This is a genomic window from Pseudomonas fluorescens (assembly GCF_030344995.1).
GTDB classification, from domain to species: Bacteria; Pseudomonadota; Gammaproteobacteria; order Pseudomonadales; family Pseudomonadaceae; genus Aquipseudomonas; species Aquipseudomonas fluorescens_BF.
In genome coordinates, this window is the sequence record NZ_CP128260.1 from 3,006,048 (window position 1) to 3,022,068 (window position 16,021).

A 16,021-nucleotide genomic window follows, 5' to 3' on the forward strand; every position below is an offset into this window, starting at 1 on the left:
TTTTTTTGCCATCAACCCAGCCAGGGATTGTCCGCCAGATGCCGCGCTTCAAAGGCGCGGATCTGCTCGGTGCGTTGCAGCGTGGTGCCGATGGCGTCCAGCCCCAGCTGCAACGACTGTTTGCGCAACTGATCGATCTCGAATCCGATCTGTGTGCCGTCTGCCAGCTCGATGCTCTGCTGCGCCAGGTTCACGCTGATCCGCGCGGTTGCCGGGACGCTGACTGACTCCGCCACACGCTTGAACTGCGCGTCGTCCAGCTGAATCGCCAACACGCCATTGCGCTGGCAGTTGTCGTAGAAAATCCCGGCAAACGTGGTGCCGATCAAGGCCCTGATTCCCACTTGCTTCAAGCCCCACACCGCGTGCTCGCGGCTGGAGCCGCAGCCGAAGTTGGGGCCGGTCACCAGAAACGCCGCGTCCTGCCAGGCCGGCTGGTTGAGCACGAATTCAGGGTTGGGTTCGCCGCAGGCGAGAAAGCGCAGATCGAAGAACAGCCCGCGATCCAGTCCCTGACGATCGATGCCCTTGAGAAACTGCTTGGGCATGATCACGTCGGTGTCGATGTTGGACGCAAGAAACGGTGCGGCGCTGCCGCTGACGGTGTCGAAAGGTTGCATGGTTCAAGCCTCCAGCGCGACGGTGCGCACGTCAGTCAAATGGCCGCTGATGGCGGCGGCTGCGGCCATCGCCGGGCTCATCAGGTGGGTGCGCGCACCGGCGCCCTGACGGCCTTCGAAGTTGCGATTGGTGCTCGACGCACAACGATCACCCGGCGCGAGCACGTCGTCGTTCATCGCCAGGCACATCGAGCAGCCCGATTGCCGCCATTCGAAACCGGCGTCGAGAAAGATCTGCGCCAGGCCTTCGTCCTCGGCCTGATTGCGCACTAGCGTCGAACCAGGAACGATCATCGCCCGCACGTGGGCCGCCACACGCTTGCCGCGTACCACGCGGGCGACGTCGCGCAAGTCTTCGATCCGCGCATTGGTGCAGGAACCGATGAAGGCATGGCTGATCGTCACTTCGTTCAGCGGCATGCCGGGTTTCAGGCCCATGTAATCGAGTGCGCGCTGCAGGCCCTGACGCAGGATCGGATCGGGCTGGGCGGCCGGGTCCGGCACGTGTCCGCTGACCGGCGAGGCCTGATCGGGGCTGGTGCCCCAGGTCACCATCGGCTCCAGCGCGGCGACGTCGAGGCTGACTTCACGATCGAACACCGCGCCATGATCACTGTGCAGGGTTTTCCAGCGCTCGACGGCCTGCTCCCAGATCTTGCCCTTGGGCGCACGCGGCTTCAGTTGCAGGTAAGCGAACACCTTGTCATCCGGCGCCATGAACGCACCCCGGGCGCCGGCCTCGACGGCCATGTTGCAGATGGTCATGCGCGCCTCGACGCTGAGGGCGCTGATGGCCGGGCCGGTGAACTCGATGGCGTAACCGGTGGCGCCGGACGCGCCGATCTTCTCGATCAGCGCCATGATGATGTCCTTGGACGTGACGCCTTCGGCCAGCTCGCCGTTGACCGTCACCCGCAGGGTTTTCAGGCGTTTGTAGACCAGCGTCTGTGTCGCCAGCAGGTGCTCGATTTCCGAAGTGCCAATGCCGAAACCGAAGGCGCCCAGTGCGCCGTAAGTGGTGGTGTGGCTGTCACCAGCGGCGACCACCATGCCCGGCAAAATGAAGCCCTGTTCCGGCGCCACGACGTGTTCGATGCCCTGGCGCTTGTCGAGCACATCGAACAGCTCGATGCCGAAGTCGCGGCAGTTTTCTTCGAAGTACGACACTTGCCGCGCGCCCCCGGCGTCGGGCATGGTCGCGATGCGTTTCGGTGCGGTGGGGTTCACATGATCGACCACCGCCAGCGTCGCAGCGGGCCGCCACACCGTGCGCCCGGCATCGCGCAGGCCGCTGAAGGCTTGCGGGCTGGTGTATTCGTTGGCGACCTGGCGGTCGATGTAAAGCAGCACGTGGCCCTGATCGTCGAGGGTGCAGACGGTGTGACTGTCGATGTGCTTCTGGTACAGCGTTCTCGGGCTGGGCATGGTTTGCGCTCTTTTCTGTCCGGGGCAAAAACAACATGAGGACAGAATATTGATCGCGGAAATGGCATCAAGAGCGCATTGGTGAAGCGGTTAAACACGAATTGTGAACAAATCAAGCTGTTCGCTGCCGCTTTGAATGGCCGCGAACGGTTACGCGGTGGCGTCAAAAGCCTTGTGGTAGCTGACGACACCGACCGGCAACTCACCTTCAAACGCCAACGCCTGGAAGTACTCCGCCGGGATCCCCGGCAACTCCAGACCCGCATGAGCCTTGAAGCCAAAACGCCCGTAGTAGCCCGGATCGCCAAGCACCACGCAACCAACCCCGCCAATGCGCTGCAACTCCGCCAGCGAGGCTTTCATCAGCATCGAGCCGATGCCGTGCTGCTGGCGGGTCGGGGACACTGAGATCGGGCCGAGGCCGTACCAGCCCTGAGCACCGGAGGAAATCGTCACGGGGGAAATGGCCACATGGCCGACCACCGTGTCGTTCTCCACCGCCACCAGCGAAACGCTGAGCTGGCCGGCGCGGCGCAGGGCGTTGACGATGAATTGTTCGGTGTGGCTGGAGTGTTCTTCGTGCTGGAACGCGGCTTCGGTGATTCGGGCGATGGCGTCGAAGTCTTCGGGGCGTTCATTGCGGATTGTGATGTTTGTGTTCATGCGTTCTCGGGTGTCCCGGTCGATCAGGGTTCGGAGGGTTTCGAACAGGGGATGTGCATCGGTGTAGCGCTTGCCGTACGCCAGGTTGAAACCGTAGTCGAAGTCTGGCGGATTCCGGCCTTGAGTGTGTTGTAAAAGTGTTTCCAGCTTGTCGAGGGCCTTCACGGCTTTGGCTTCGGGGGAACGGGCGTTTTCGTAGTCGTCCCAGAGCGCGAGGATTTCGTCTCGCAGCGCGTCGTCCAGGGAGCGGGTGAGCAGCAGCAAGTCATTGCGCTCCTGTTCGCCCTTGTTGGGGAAACCGGCTTGATCGACCGCCGGAATGTCACCGTTGATGGCTTCGCCGAGGTCGTGGATGACGCACATCTTCAGGACTTTCAGCACGTCGAGCCCGGCCAGGTCGTCGGCGAACACGATCGCCATCAGGCACAGGCGCCAGCTGTGTTCGGCGGTGCTTTCGCTGCGTCCGGAGGAGGTGTGGGCGCTTCTGAGGACGTCCTTGAGCTGTTCCGCTTCGCGCAGGAAGTCGAGGCGTCCCTTGATTTTTTCGAGGTTCATACAGTGGCCGGGATAAAGAGAGCAGGGCTCAAAGCCTAGGCCCGGGCTCGTTCATCGTCCACGCATAAAATATGCGGCGCGCGGCCTAGAGCGTTTCCACCAGCCGTGCGGCGGTGCCGTCCGACAGCGCGATCCGCGTCCAGCGGCACAGGCTTTCGCGGATGGGCACGAGGGTTGAATCATTGTGGCCAGTGACGAATTCCAGTGCCGGCGGCGCCGGGAGTTCTCGCCAACCGGTGTCATCGAGCAAGGACTCTTTGTGCTGGATTTGCGCTGTCGCAAAGCGCCACAGCGATTGCCCCAGCAGATCGCCCAGCGGACTGCTGAACTGCGCCGCGCGGGCCGGGGAACAGGCCAGTAGACGATGGGTCAGGTCGCAGACCAGGTGAACCGGGCGGACGCTGTCCGTGACCAGTCGCGCGAGGGCCTGATCGGCGGCGCTGTCGAGTCGCGCCGCGAGCAACGTTTCGAGTTGCCGGTGTGCGTCCGGGTCCATCGCCTGCACGCCGCTTTCCCAGCGAGAAATCGTCGACTGGGTGACCTTGAACAACTCGGCGGCATGGCTCTGCTTGACGCGGTGCAGCACGCGCCAGCGGCGCAGGGCGATGCCGGGCAGGCTGGGCTTCAACAAAGTGTCGGACATGGCGATGGATCGCAAAAGGAATGCGGGCCGACAGTCTGAAGACTGTCGGCCCGTGCTGCAAATCGACGCGATGTCAGGTCATTCCGGCAGTTTGGCAATCACCTTGATCTCGAACTGAAAGCCATACAACCACGTCACACCGACCGCCGTAATCGTCGGATGCGGCGCCTCGCCCCAGAACTCGGGCACCACTTCCCAGATGGTTTCGAAGGTCGATTGCGGGTCGACCATGAACACTGTTACGTCCACCACATCGTCGAAACTGCCGCCGGCCGCGCCGAGGATGGCGTTGAGATTGGTGAAGGCCAGTCGCACCTGTTGTTTCAGATCCGGTTCCGGCGAGCCGTCCTCAAGGCTGCCGACCTGGCCTGAGACAAACAGAAAACCGTTGGAGCGAACGGCCGGGGAATAACGATTGCGCTCGTAGAGGGCGTGGCGTCCAGGTGGAAAAACCACGTCGCGTTTTGGCTGGGTACGGGTCATGGGGGTGTCTCCTTCAATGGGTTGAAAAACTGCGATGGAGAAACTCTAAGGACTTGCCTCGGCGCGATAAACGCGCAACCTTGGCGTTCACTGTTTGCAAATTACAAACAATCGAGCCGCTATTAAAGGTGGAATATGGACCGTTTTGACGCGATGCAAGCCTTCGCCCGGGTGGTGGAGGCGGGCAGTTTCACCAAAGCCGCCGAAACCCTGCACATGAGCAAGACCACCGTGACCCAGCTCATTCAGCAACTGGAAGCACGGTTACGAGTGAAATTGCTCAACCGCACCACGCGCAAGGTCAACGCCACGGCGGACGGCGCGGCCTATTACGAGCGGGTGATCAGGTTGCTGGCAGACATGGACGACGCCGAGACCAGCCTTCCCGGTGCCGCGGCCCAGCCCAAGGGACGCTTGCGGGTCGACGTGCCCAGCCCCTTGGCCAACCTGATTCTGGTGCCGGCGCTGCCCGAGTTTTGTGCGCGTTACCCGGAGATCCAGATCGACATGGGCGTCAGCGACCGGATCGTCGACATCATCGATGAAAACGTCGATTGCGTGATCCGTGGCGGGGAGCTGCGCGATCAATCGCTGATGGCCCGGCGGGTCGCCGATCTGCAACTGGGCGTGTATGCCGCGCCCGGTTACCTGGCCCGCGCCGGCACCCCGATGCATCCCCGTGAGCTGGAAGACAGCCATCATCGGGTGGTCGGTTTCCTCTGGGCTCGCACCGGCAAACCGGTGCCTTATGCCTTGCGCAATGAGCACGAAGACTTGCAGATCAAGGGCCGCCATGTGCTGGCGGTCGATGACGGCAATGCTTATTTGTCGGCGGGCCTCGCGGGGCTGGGTGTATTGTGGTTGCCCAAATACATGTCCAAGGCACACGAGGCGAGCGGCGCGCTGATCCCGCTGTTCGAAGACTGGCAGCTCGATCCGATGCCGCTCTACGTCGCGTACCCGCCGAACCGCCACATCAGCCGCAAGTTGCGGGTGTTTATCGACTGGATCGCCGAAGTGATGGCCCGCCACGCACCGGTCATGGATCGCTCAGGTTCGCCAGCAACCACTCGGTAAAACTGCGGGCCATCGGATCGTTTTCGCTGTCGCGGTGGGTCAGCAGCGCCCAGTTGGGGCCGCGAATGGTCTCTTCGACCAAGGGCTGCAACAGCCCGTCGGCCCGGGCCTTGCGGCTGAGCAATTGGCTGACCAGCGCGATGCCGAGCCCACCGCATGCCGCGTCCAGCAGCAAACCCGGATCAGAGAAATTCAAACCCTGATCCTGCTGGCCGACATCGATTCCCGACTCCACCGCCCAATGGCTCCAGTCCATTTCCCGCTCGCCGTGCAGCGTTGTCCGCTGCGCGCTCGGCACGCTTAACAAGCTCGGATGACACGCGGGGTAGAGGCGGTCGGCATGCAGCACCTTGAAGCTGCATTCAGCCTGCGAACTGATGTCGTCGCGCACCGCCAGATCGATGGTCTGGGTCGCCATGTCCGGCACTTCATCAGTGCTGAAAATCCACAGATCCACCTTCGGATGCTGACGGCGGAAATCCCCCAGACGCGGCAGCAACCAGTGCCGGGCAAACGCCGGCGTGGTGTTGAGCACCAGTTGATTGGGTTTCTGATACTGCCCCAGTCGCCGGATGCCGACGGCCAGTTGCTGCAGCATCGCCTGGGTGGTGCTGAGCAGATCGTGGCCGGCGTCGGTCAGGCTGACGCTGCGCCCGCTGCGGAAAAACAGCGGCTGCTCCAGATACGCCTCAAGGCTGCGGATCTGCTGGCTGATGGCCGATTGCGTGAGGCTCAGTTCCTCGGCGGCCTTGTGAAAACTGCCCAGCCTTGCGGCCGCTTCGAAGCCGCGCAACGAGCTGAGGGGTGGCCAGTGTTTCAGCATGATCGATAAGTTCCTCTAATCAGTTTTCCGCTAAATCCATCGTTTGTTTGCCCTTCAGGCCGCCATTAGCATGCACATCAACGCCGCCAAGGCTGTTTTCATTGAACACAATGGCTTAACTCAAAGGGCTTTTTACCATGCAGCAGAACAAAAACAACAACAGCGGTTGGATGATGCCGGCAGAGTGGGTGACGCACGCGGCGACCTGGATGGTCTGGCCCCACAATCAGGCCCTGTGGGAGTCTGGCTGGCGCGTCACCCTGCCGTTGGTGCAGGAAGATTTCGCCCGCGTCGCCAATGCCATCGCCCGGTTCGAACCGGTGAAAATGGTCGTCGATCCGTCGGCCATCGCCAGCGCCAAAGCCTTGTGCGGACCGAACATCGAACTGATTCCGCTGGCGGTCAACGACAGCTGGTGCCGCGACTCCGGCCCGAGCTTCGTGGTTCACCCGGAACAAGGTCTGGCCGGGGTGAGCTGGCGCTTCAACGCGTGGGGCGGCAAGTCGGCCCATGATCTAGACGGAAGCCTGGCCCGCCGCGTACTCAATCACCTGGGCGGCGAGTGCTTTGGCACGGCGCTGAGCAACGAGGGCGGCGCGATTCACGTGGACGGCGAGGGCACCTTGATCACTACCGAGTCGGTGCTGCTCAACCCCAACCGTAACCCCGGCGTGAGCAAGGCCGAGATGGAAGAGATCTTCAGTCGTCTGCTCGGCGTGAAGAAAACCATCTGGCTGCCGGGCGATCCGGATTACGTCACGGGTGACATGACCGACGGCCACGTCGATGGCGTCTGCGCCTTCGCCCGACCTGGCGTGTTGCTGGTAGACGCGACTCACGATCGCAGCTCGGTGTACGCCGAAGTCGTGCGGGAAAACCGTCGCGCGCTGGAGCTGGCCACCGACGCCCAGGGCCGCAAATTCGAGCTGATCGAACTGTATGAAGCCACCGATGCGGTGGATACCGAAGCCGAAGTGTTCTGCGCCTCGTACACCAATTTCTACATCGCCAACGGCGCGATCATCATGCCGGCGTACGGCATCGAGGCCGACCATGTGGCGGCAGAAACCCTGGCCGAAGCGTTCCCCGGTCGTGAAGTAGTGCCGGTGCAGATCAATCACCTGGCCCATGGCGGCGGTGGTGTGCACTGCATCACCCAGCAACAGCCAGCCTGGCCGGTGGAGGGTTGATCGATGACGCTGCTGAAAGTCGCCACCACCCAGATGCCGTGCACCTGGGACTTGAAAAGCAACCTCGACCGCGCCGAGCAATTGGTGCGTGAAGCGGCCGCGCAGGGCGCGCAAGTGATCCTGTTGCAGGAGCTGTTTGCCACGCCGTATTTCTGCATCGAACAGAGCCATCAACACATGGCGCTGGCCGAGGAGTACCGCGACAGCCAAGTGCTGTCGCGTTTCGCCGCGCTGGCCCGTGAACTGGGCGTGGTGCTGCCGCTGAGCTGGTACGAGAAGGCCGGCAATGCCTACTTCAATTCCCTGAGCGTGGCCGATGCCGACGGGCGCCTGTTGGGCGTGTACCGCAAGACCCACATTCCCAACGCCATCGGCTATCAGGAGAAGGAATATTTCAGCCCCGGCGACACCGGTTTCAAAGTCTGGGACACCGCATTCGGCCGCCTCGGCGTGGGCATCTGCTGGGATCAGTGGTTTCCGGAAACCGCGCGCTGCCTGGCGTTGATGGGCGCTGAAGTGCTGCTGTTCCCGACCGCCATCGGCTCTGAACCGGGTTGCGCGGATCTGGATTCGCGTGACCACTGGCAGATGACCATGCGTGGCCACGCCGCTGCCAACCTGCTGCCGGTGATCGCCTCCAACCGGGTTGGCCGTGAAGTGGCGGGCACCGATGCGGCGCTGCAAATGAATTTCTACGGCTCGTCGTTCATCTGCAACCACAAGGGAAAAATGCTCGCCGAAGCCGACCGTGCCAGCACCGGTGTCTTTGTGCAAAGCCTGGATCTGGCCGCCATGCGTGAAGATCGCTTGAGTTGGGGCATCTACCGCGACCGCCGTCCGGAAATGTATGGCGCATTGTTGAGCCAGGATGGCCGTCACGTTAACGCCCGCTGGAATCCCCAAGGAGTCTGATATGCCTGTTTCACACAAGTGGTTGCTGGGCGCTCTGGGTCTGGCGCTGGTCGGTTTGATGCCGGCCGTACACGCCGAAGACAAGACCCTGCGGCTGTACAACTGGGCGGATTATTTCGCCGAAGACACCCTGAGCAAATTCACCGCCGAAACCGGGATCAAGGTGATCTACGACGTGATGGACGGCAGCGAAACCCTGGAAGCCAAGATGCTCTCCGGCGGCAGCGGCTACGACTTGATCTTCCCCGGCGACACCGTGGCCGAACGCCTGATGCGCGCCGGCAGCCTGTTGCCGCTGGATCCTTCGAAAGTCACGGCGATGAACGACATCGAACCGGGCCTGCAGAAACTGCGCAGCCATTACGAGCATTCGAACAAGGCCACCGTGCCTTATACCTGGGGCACCATCGGCCTGACCTACAACGCCGAGCAGATCAAGCAGCGCATGGCCGACGCCCCGGTCAACAGCCTCGACATGCTGTTCAAACCGGAACTGGCGGCCAAATTCGCCGATTGCGGGATTTCGATGATCGATTCGCCGGACGAAGTGCTGGCCGTGGTGCTCAATTATCTGGGCCGCGACCCGCGCAGCGCCAAGCCTGCGGACCTGACGGCGGCCAGTGATCTGTTGATGAAGCTGCGGCCGTACATTCGCAAGTTTCAGTCGCAACCGGTAACCGATCTGGTCAACGGCAACCTGTGCCTGTCCCTCGGCTACAGCGGCGACATGACCCAGGCCCAGCGCACCTCGGACAGCGCCGGCAAGCAGACCCGTTTCCAGTACCGCGTGCCGCGCGAGGGCACCACGGTGTGGATGGACACCATGGCCATTCCGGTGGATGCCAAACACCCGGAATACGCCTACGAATTCATCAACTTCGTGATGCGCCCGGAGAACATGGCCGCGATCAGCAATTTCACCGGTTACCCGACCTCCAACGCCAAGGCCCGGCCAAACGTGGATGAGGCCATGCGCAACAACCCGGACATCTACCTCGACGAAGCGACCTATGCTCGTCTGATACCGGGCAAGGATATTCCCCAGGCCGACATGCGCGCCCGCATGCGCACCTGGACCAAATTCAAGACCGCCACTGCACAGTGATTTTTCCGGGCTGCCTTGGTGGCCCCTTACCCATCAGGAACGTACACATGGCGACTCGTCGCGAGTTCATCAAACAGGTTTCAGTCGCCGCCGGCGTAGGCGCTGCCGTCATGGGCCTCGGTCTGTCACCGGCGCGCGTACTGGCGGCCAGCGAAGGTCGCTGGTTCATGCCCGACGAGGGCGACAAGCACGAACGTGCCTACATGGCCTTCGGCGCGCAGGACGCGATCTGGGAAGACTTCACCGAAGACGTCCAGGAAGCGCTGGGCCGGATCGCCCGCGCCATCTCCCGTTACGAGCCGCTGACCATCTACTGCCGCAGCGGCGAACGCAGCCTGGCCGAAGAGATTTGCGGCACCTCCAACATCACCTACCAGATCGCCAACCTCGACGACATCTGGATGCGTGACATCAGCGCCAACTTCGTCATCGACGACAAGAATGGCCTGGGCGCGGTGGACTTCAACTTCAGCGGCTGGGGCAACAAGCAGCAGCACTCAAAAGACGCGAAGATCGCCAAACGCGTGGCGGCCGATGCGCAGGCGACCTACCAGCGCAGCGAACTGGTGGGCGAGGGCGGCGGCATCGAAGTCGACGGCCACGGCACCGCGATCATGACCGAAAGCTGCTGGGTCAACGAAAACCGCAACCCCGGCTGGAGCAAGGCCGACGTCGAGGCAGAACTGAAAGCGCGCCTCGGTCTGCGCAAGATCATCTGGCTGCCGGGCATCAAGGGCAAGGACATCACCGATGCCCACGTCGATTTCTACGCGCGCTTCGTCACGCCCGGCGTGGTGATCGCCAACCTCGACACCGACCCGCGCTCCTACGACAACAAGGTCACCCTGGCGCACCTGGAAATCCTGAAAAAGGCCACCGACGCCGACGGTCGCCCGTTGCAGATCCACACCGTGTCGCCGCCGCTGAAACCGCGCAAGACCAAATTCAACAGGGACAACGACGATTTCGCGGCCGGTTACATCAACTACTTCGTGATCAACGGCGCGGTGATCGCCCCGGAATTCGGCGACAAGGATGCCGACAAAAAGGCCTTCGACCTGCTGAAAAAGCTCTATCCGAACCGCGACGTGGTGCAGATCAACATCGACGCCATCGCGGCCGGCGGTGGCGGGATTCACTGCGTGACCAGTCACCAGCCGGCGTAAGGCCGAGCCTCAGCGGAAACGTTGGGGCAGGGCCTCGGAGAAGGGATAGAAGTCGAACCACGGTTTGGCTTCGTCGATCACCTGGCGGAAAGACGGGCGCTCCACCAGCCGCTCGAAATAGGCGCTGAGGCGAGGGCGGTCGGCGCCAAACGGCACCAGCGTACTGGCGTAAAACAGCGCCGGGCTGGCCGAGCAATCCGCCATGCTGTAGTCCGGGCTGGCGATCCATGGGTGGTTCGCCAACTGGTTTTCCAGCATGTCGTAGGCGGTGTTCAGCAACGTGCGCTGGCTGCTCAGGTCAGCGTTTCTACCGTGGATGCGGTCGGCGACGATCTGCGACATCGGCGTCATCACGTAATTGTCGAAAAACCGGTCCCACAGGCGAACCTGCAGCGCAGTGTCCCAATCGTCGGGGATCAAGCGACCCGCTCCGGCGTGATAACGGTCCAGATATTCAATGATCACGCTCGACTCCGGCACGTTGCGCTGGCGGGCACGGTCCTGCAGCACCGGGAATTTGACCAATGGCCACAGCGCCCGCAACTCGGCCCGTTCGGCTTCGCTGGACAGGTCGATCAGGCGTTTCTCGAACGCGACGTCGTGCTCGTACAGGGCGATCAGCGCTTTGTGGCAGTAGGACGACAACGGGTGGTAATAGAGGGTCAAGTCCATCGTTCAACACCTCGATGAGGGGAATGGCGTTACTCAGGTATAGCGCGCCTGCGCACCGCCACACATTTGATTTCCACCAGCAACCCCGGATGGGCCAGTTCGCTGACGCCGATGCAGGTCCAGGCGCAGAAGCCTTTGGGGAATACGCGGTTTTTCACGTCACGGAACACCGGCATGTGTTGGCTCATGTCGACGTGATAGGTGGTCATCTCCACCACATCGTTGAAGGTGCAACCACCGGCCTTCAGCACTTCATCGAGGTTTTCCCAGGCGCGGATGAATTGCTGCTCGGGGTTTTCGATGACCTTCAAGTCAGCCGTCCGGCCCACCTGACCGGCGCAATAAAGCGTGTCGCCGACCAGAACCGCCGGAGCGTATCCGGCGCGTTCGACGATGTTTTTCATGGAGTCGGGGATGATGATTTTGCGATCGGGCATGCTGTTTTCCTTCAGTGACAGGTCTCAGCGACCGTGTGCGGCCGCTGCCAACTGCTCGGTATCTACCCGAACAAACACTGAATCACCCACCGCCGTCAGCACATCCCCGGCGTAGACCTCGCAGATCACCCGGGTCTTGCGCCCGACTTCACCGTCGACTCGGGCCTTCAGCGTCAGCGGCACGCCCATCGGCGTCGGTTTGATGAACTTGATGCCGAGGTTGCCGGTGACACAGTTGATGCGTGGCAGGCTTTCGGGTTCGCGTTGCTCGGCCCGATAGTGGTAAGCCATCGCCGTCCAGTTGGAATGGCAGTCCACGAGCATGGCGATCAGGCCGCCGTAGACCAGTTCCGGCCAGCCGCTGTACTTGGCCTCGGGCACATGTTCGGCCATGACGTGCACGCCGTCTTCATGCCAGAAACTCTTGATGTGTAAACCGTGCGGGTTGCGGCTGCCGCAGCCGAAGCAGACGCCCTCGGGGGCGGCGGTGTCTTGCAGGGAGGTGTCGTGGGTGGACATGCCGAAGTCATCCTTAAACTGTTAGCCGAATCGGGCGGATTCTAACCCTGAATAAAGGACGAAGCTTGAGCAATGCGATTGTTTGCTCAGGCGGCGAGGGGCTGGGCAAGGCAGGGGATGTTGCAGCTTTACATCAGATCAACAACCCCAGCGTATCGCGGCGCATCAGCTACGTTGCGCCAGGTTGCGTTGAAACTCTTCAAAACTGCAGGGCAGCGTCGTGGCCTTGCGTTTTTTCGATTTGTCGCGCTCGTCCGGCAGTTGATCGCTCAGTTCCCAGACTTCGAGCATCTTCGCGTATTCGAAGGCATGGCGCGGGTCGATCTGAATCCACTGCTGGAACGCCTGGCGTTCGTCGGGCGTGCAGGTTTCGTCTTGCAGGCGCAGGCACCAGTGCGCCGCTTGCGTGAGGATTTCATCGTCTGCGTCGTTCATTGACGGGTTCCAGAAGGGTCGAAGACTGCAGTTTACGTCGGTGCTTGCAAAAAAAACGTCAAAGCACGAAACGGATTCAGTCGGCAGCCACGGACAGAACGCGCGCGCGCCGGACAGATCGCGCCGCCATTTACGCTTTTCGAGGTTTTGCCATATTCAGTCACATTTGGTTGTAGATAGTGGGCAGCCCAACCGGTTTCCAATGAGGCTGCATCGTGTTTCCACGTCTTCTGTGTTCGCTGTCCGTGTTGAGTCTGTCCATCGCCGCCGCCCACGCGGCCGACCTTGATACCCCGCGCCTGCAGGGCATCGACAACTTCCGCGATGTCGCCGGTATCACCACCGCTTATTCCACAGCCCACGACGGCACCATGCGCGCCGGGGTGTTCTACCGCTCCAACGCGCTGACGCCGACGGCATCGGACCTGGCGACCCTCAATGGTCTGGGGATCAAGGCCGTTTACGACCTGCGCACCCCCAGTGAAATCGCGGCCACGCCGGACACGATGATCAGCGGGGCGACCTATCAGAACATCGACATCATCGGCGCCACGACCTCGGGGGCGAACATCACCACGGTCTCGTTCAAAAGCGCCGCCGATGCGATTGCGATGATGCAGGAAACCAACCGCGCCTTCGTCAGCGACGCCGGCATGCGCGGGCAACTGGGCGTGCTGTTCAACGAACTGGCCGGTGTCGACGGCGCCGCGCTGTTCCATTGCACCGCCGGCAAGGACCGCACCGGTTGGACCGCCGCTGTGCTGCAAAGCATCGCCGGGGTCGACAACGCGACGATCATGAGCAACTACCTGGCGACCAACGACTACACCGCCGACCGTGTGGCCAAGACTCTGGCGATGATGCCGCCGAGCATGGCCGCGATCTACGCGCCGCTGCTGGGCGTCGAGGCCAGTTATCTGCAAGCGGGCCTGGATCAGGTGACCGCGCAATACGGCAGCATGGACAACTACCTCAAGCAGGGGCTGGGTTTGTCTCAGGAAACGATTTATGTGCTGCGCGGCAAAATGGTCGAGTACAACAGCCTGCCCGGTCAGGCAGGGCTGATCGGCAACGCCGCCGCTGGCGCGCAACTGTTGCAGGAATTGCAGAACAGTAAACTGTCGGGCACCTACAGCGCCTACAACTACTACCTGCAATCGGCCATCGACGCCGGCACTCTGGGCGGTGTCGAGTCCACGGTCGGCGGTCAAGTGCACGCCGATGCGGCGAGTTATCTGCTGCGTCAGAACGCAATGATCGAGCAAGCTGCCGCGCCGTTTGCCGGCGGCACCGACCTCAAGGTCGGCCAGTACCGCTTGTGGAGCACCGCGCTCGCCGGTTACCTCGGCACCGACGGCTCGGCCCATGCGCAAAGCAGCAACGAACACAGCCAGGGCCTGATGTTTGGCGTCACCCAGCGTTTCTCCGAACAGCTCAGCGCTCGCGGCGGGATCGGTTACAGCAAAGGCTCGGTGGGCGGTGCAGGTGGCGAGGCCGATACCGATTTCACCTTCCTCGACCTTGGCGCCCGTTATGGCTTCACCAGCCTGGAACGTGGCCTTTTTGTCGATGCCAACCTCAGTGCCGGTTACGTCGACTACGAGAGCAAGCGCGACCTCGGCGGCGGCCTCGGTTCGGCGAAGGGCGACACTCACGGCAATCTCAGCGGCGCCACGCTGGCGCTGGGTTATCGCATGCCGATGAACGATGTGGTTCTGGAGCCAAGCCTCGGCGTGCGGGTCAGCCGTCTGGACCTGTCGGGCTTCCAGGAGAAGGGCAGCGAACTGGCCCTCGATGTCGATGACATTCAGGAAACCCGGCGCAGTGCGGTGGCCAATCTCGACGTTTCGTTCGCCCCGATGCCGATGGGCGCTTGGCAACTGGTGCCGGGCGTGCGGGTCGGTTATGAGCGTGTGTTGGGCGATCATCAGGTCGACAGCGAAGGCCACCTGCTGGGGCTGGATATCGAACAGCGTGCGGCGTTCGACAACCGCGATCAGTTCAGCGGCGGCGTCAACCTGATGGCCAACCTCGGCGCGCTTAGCCTGGGCGCCGAAGTAGGTGCCAGCGGTGGCGGCGACAGCCACGGTTTCAGCGGCGGGCTCAAGGCCAGTTATCAGTTCTGATCAACTGAAGGTGAAGAAAAAGGACTGCTTCAGCGCAGTCCTTTTCGCATTTCTGCGGGGCTCACGCCATAAGCATCCTGGAAATACTGGCAGAAACGGCCGACGTTGCTGAATCCGAATTGCAGGGCCACGTCAGTTACCGATGACGATTGGCCTTGCTTCAATGCATCACAGGCACGCTCCAGCCTGACCTGTCGCTGGTACGCGACAATCGAAGTGCCGACGAACCGCCGGAACCCTTCCTGCAACGCCCGCAGGCTGACGTTCACCAGTCCCGCCAGATCCGTGCCGCTGACCAGTTGCTCGGGATGTGCCTGAATATATTCGATGGCCTGTTTCACATGCCGTGGCGCGATTTGCGCTTCGGGGCGGCGCAAGGCCTCGCTGAAATTGTGCGGCCAGGCTTCCAGCACCGCGTCTACCAGCATCTCCCGCAGGCGCGACGGCATCAGCGAACCGGCGTTCAACAACAGGTCGAACTCGGTGCCGGTGGCCAGATCGATCAGCGCACGAATGCCCTGAAACGCCGGGCTGTTCAGATCCACCCTCGGCTCGAAATGCAGCTTGTGCACGATCGGTCGTCCCAGCAGTGACGACAGCCGTTCGGTGAGCGCCGCGCGGCTGATCGACATGCCGTGCTGCGCATGATTGTCGACGAAACGCATCGAGCGCAGATCCGCCTTGTCGATGGCCAGCCCGATGTGCGGCAGGCCCAGGGATTCGGGCGAGTCGTTGAAGATAATCCTGCCGGCGGTGGGAATGACAAAGGTGATTTCATCGTAGGGCTCGGGGAACGCCACGGTGAAATCGCCCCGGTAATGCATGCGTCGGAAACTGACCCCGTCGTGTCGACCGTAGACGCCGCCGATGATGATGTCCTTGGGCGGCGGCGGTGTGTCGCCATAACGATTGCCGAACATGCGGGAAAACAAAGCGCCGAAGTCGTCGCAGGACATATCGGCGGATCTGAGGATGATGGTCTGGCGCGTCGGGCTTGAGTACACCGGGAAGGTCACCTTGGCAGTCGGGGCAAAGAGGCGCGAGGACGTTAGCAACCCAGAATGACAGCGACATGACACAAACGGATTATGTGTCTTGCCAGTGTGCCTTCAGAAACGCGGTGAGGCGGGCGCCGCCCGCTTCCTTGCAGAAGCGGGCGGCGCTCAATCC

Annotated in this window: 17 protein-coding genes and 1 pseudogene; 6 read left to right on the forward strand and 12 right to left on the reverse strand. The window is 62.1% G+C overall.

Going from position 1 to position 16,021, the window contains the following annotated elements:
- Nucleotides 1-11 precede the first annotated feature (11 nt).
- The 6 genes and pseudogenes from leuD to QR290_RS13500 form a co-directional block, all read right to left on the reverse strand.
- Nucleotides 12-620, reverse strand: coding sequence for a 3-isopropylmalate dehydratase small subunit (gene leuD / locus QR290_RS13475; protein ID WP_289205169.1), 609 nt, complete (start codon nucleotides 618-620; stop codon nucleotides 12-14).
- Between the two features lie 3 nt (nucleotides 621-623).
- Nucleotides 624-2,045: a 3-isopropylmalate dehydratase large subunit gene (gene leuC, locus QR290_RS13480; protein WP_289205170.1), complete on the reverse strand. Its 1,422-nt coding sequence runs from the start codon at nucleotides 2,043-2,045 to the stop codon at nucleotides 624-626.
- A 150-nt stretch (nucleotides 2,046-2,195) separates the two neighbouring features.
- Complete coding sequence (locus QR290_RS13485) at nucleotides 2,196-2,708, reverse strand: GNAT family N-acetyltransferase (protein WP_289205292.1); 513 nt, start codon at nucleotides 2,706-2,708, stop codon at nucleotides 2,196-2,198.
- Nucleotides 2,706-3,263, reverse strand: a pseudogene (locus QR290_RS13490) (HD domain-containing protein); the annotation flags it as partial. The gene QR290_RS13485 and the pseudogene QR290_RS13490, both read right to left, overlap by 3 nt.
- An 85-nt stretch (nucleotides 3,264-3,348) precedes the next feature.
- On the reverse strand, nucleotides 3,349-3,906 hold the full coding sequence (locus tag QR290_RS13495) for a helix-turn-helix domain-containing protein (protein WP_289205171.1): 558 nt from the start codon (nucleotides 3,904-3,906) through the stop codon (nucleotides 3,349-3,351).
- Between the two features lie 78 nt (nucleotides 3,907-3,984).
- Nucleotides 3,985-4,389 (reverse strand): RidA family protein, encoded by a 405-nt coding sequence (locus QR290_RS13500; RefSeq protein WP_289205172.1) that lies wholly within the window; start codon nucleotides 4,387-4,389, stop codon nucleotides 3,985-3,987.
- A gap of 135 nt (nucleotides 4,390-4,524) precedes the next feature.
- On the opposite strand from QR290_RS13500, the gene QR290_RS13505 reads away from it, so the two are divergent.
- Nucleotides 4,525-5,466 (forward strand): LysR family transcriptional regulator, encoded by a 942-nt coding sequence (locus tag QR290_RS13505; protein ID WP_289205173.1) that lies wholly within the window; start codon nucleotides 4,525-4,527, stop codon nucleotides 5,464-5,466.
- Here QR290_RS13505 and QR290_RS13510 read toward each other — a convergent pair.
- Nucleotides 5,429-6,289 carry a LysR substrate-binding domain-containing protein gene (locus QR290_RS13510; RefSeq protein ID WP_289205174.1) on the reverse strand — a complete coding sequence of 287 codons (861 nt, stop codon included), beginning with the start codon at nucleotides 6,287-6,289 and terminating at the stop codon, nucleotides 5,429-5,431. The two genes, QR290_RS13505 and QR290_RS13510, sit on opposite strands and share 38 nt — an antisense overlap.
- A gap of 137 nt (nucleotides 6,290-6,426) precedes the next feature.
- Here QR290_RS13510 and QR290_RS13515 point away from each other — a divergent pair, with 137 nt between their 5' ends.
- From QR290_RS13515 to QR290_RS13530, 4 genes are read left to right on the forward strand one after another with little or no spacing between them, the layout of a single operon-like run.
- Entirely contained in the window at nucleotides 6,427-7,479 is a 1,053-nt protein-coding gene (locus tag QR290_RS13515) for an agmatine deiminase family protein (RefSeq protein ID WP_289205175.1), read from the forward strand.
- Between the two features lie 3 nt (nucleotides 7,480-7,482).
- On the forward strand, nucleotides 7,483-8,391 hold the full coding sequence (aguB, locus tag QR290_RS13520; protein ID WP_289205176.1) for an N-carbamoylputrescine amidase: 909 nt from the start codon (nucleotides 7,483-7,485) through the stop codon (nucleotides 8,389-8,391).
- A gap of 1 nt (nucleotide 8,392) precedes the next feature.
- Nucleotides 8,393-9,496 (forward strand): extracellular solute-binding protein, encoded by a 1,104-nt coding sequence (locus QR290_RS13525; protein ID WP_289205177.1) that lies wholly within the window; start codon nucleotides 8,393-8,395, stop codon nucleotides 9,494-9,496.
- 47 nt (nucleotides 9,497-9,543) lie between these two features.
- Nucleotides 9,544-10,662, forward strand: coding sequence for an agmatine deiminase family protein (locus QR290_RS13530; RefSeq protein WP_289205178.1), 1,119 nt, complete (start codon nucleotides 9,544-9,546; stop codon nucleotides 10,660-10,662).
- A 9-nt stretch (nucleotides 10,663-10,671) separates the two neighbouring features.
- On the opposite strand, the gene QR290_RS13535 is transcribed toward QR290_RS13530, so the two are convergent.
- The 4 genes from QR290_RS13535 to QR290_RS13550 all read right to left on the reverse strand — a co-directional run bounded on the left by QR290_RS13535 (nucleotide 10,672) and on the right by QR290_RS13550 (nucleotide 12,725).
- Nucleotides 10,672-11,334 (reverse strand): glutathione S-transferase family protein, encoded by a 663-nt coding sequence (locus QR290_RS13535; protein ID WP_289205179.1) that lies wholly within the window; start codon nucleotides 11,332-11,334, stop codon nucleotides 10,672-10,674.
- 29 nt (nucleotides 11,335-11,363) lie between these two features.
- Entirely contained in the window at nucleotides 11,364-11,771 is a 408-nt protein-coding gene (locus QR290_RS13540; RefSeq protein ID WP_115077552.1) for a RidA family protein, read from the reverse strand.
- A gap of 24 nt (nucleotides 11,772-11,795) precedes the next feature.
- Complete coding sequence (locus QR290_RS13545; protein ID WP_115077553.1) at nucleotides 11,796-12,290, reverse strand: PaaI family thioesterase; 495 nt, start codon at nucleotides 12,288-12,290, stop codon at nucleotides 11,796-11,798.
- A gap of 165 nt (nucleotides 12,291-12,455) precedes the next feature.
- The gene (locus QR290_RS13550; protein ID WP_115077554.1) at nucleotides 12,456-12,725 is read right to left on the reverse strand and encodes a FecR/PupR family sigma factor regulator; all 270 of its coding nucleotides are present in this window, start codon (nucleotides 12,723-12,725) and stop codon (nucleotides 12,456-12,458) included.
- 215 nt (nucleotides 12,726-12,940) lie between these two features.
- Here QR290_RS13550 and QR290_RS13555 point away from each other — a divergent pair, with 215 nt between their 5' ends.
- Nucleotides 12,941-14,851 (forward strand): tyrosine-protein phosphatase, encoded by a 1,911-nt coding sequence (locus tag QR290_RS13555; protein ID WP_289205180.1) that lies wholly within the window; start codon nucleotides 12,941-12,943, stop codon nucleotides 14,849-14,851.
- A gap of 29 nt (nucleotides 14,852-14,880) precedes the next feature.
- On the opposite strand, the gene QR290_RS13560 is transcribed toward QR290_RS13555, so the two are convergent.
- Nucleotides 14,881-15,855: an AraC family transcriptional regulator gene (locus QR290_RS13560; protein ID WP_289205181.1), complete on the reverse strand. Its 975-nt coding sequence runs from the start codon at nucleotides 15,853-15,855 to the stop codon at nucleotides 14,881-14,883.
- Nucleotides 15,856-16,021: the final 166 nt, after the last annotated feature.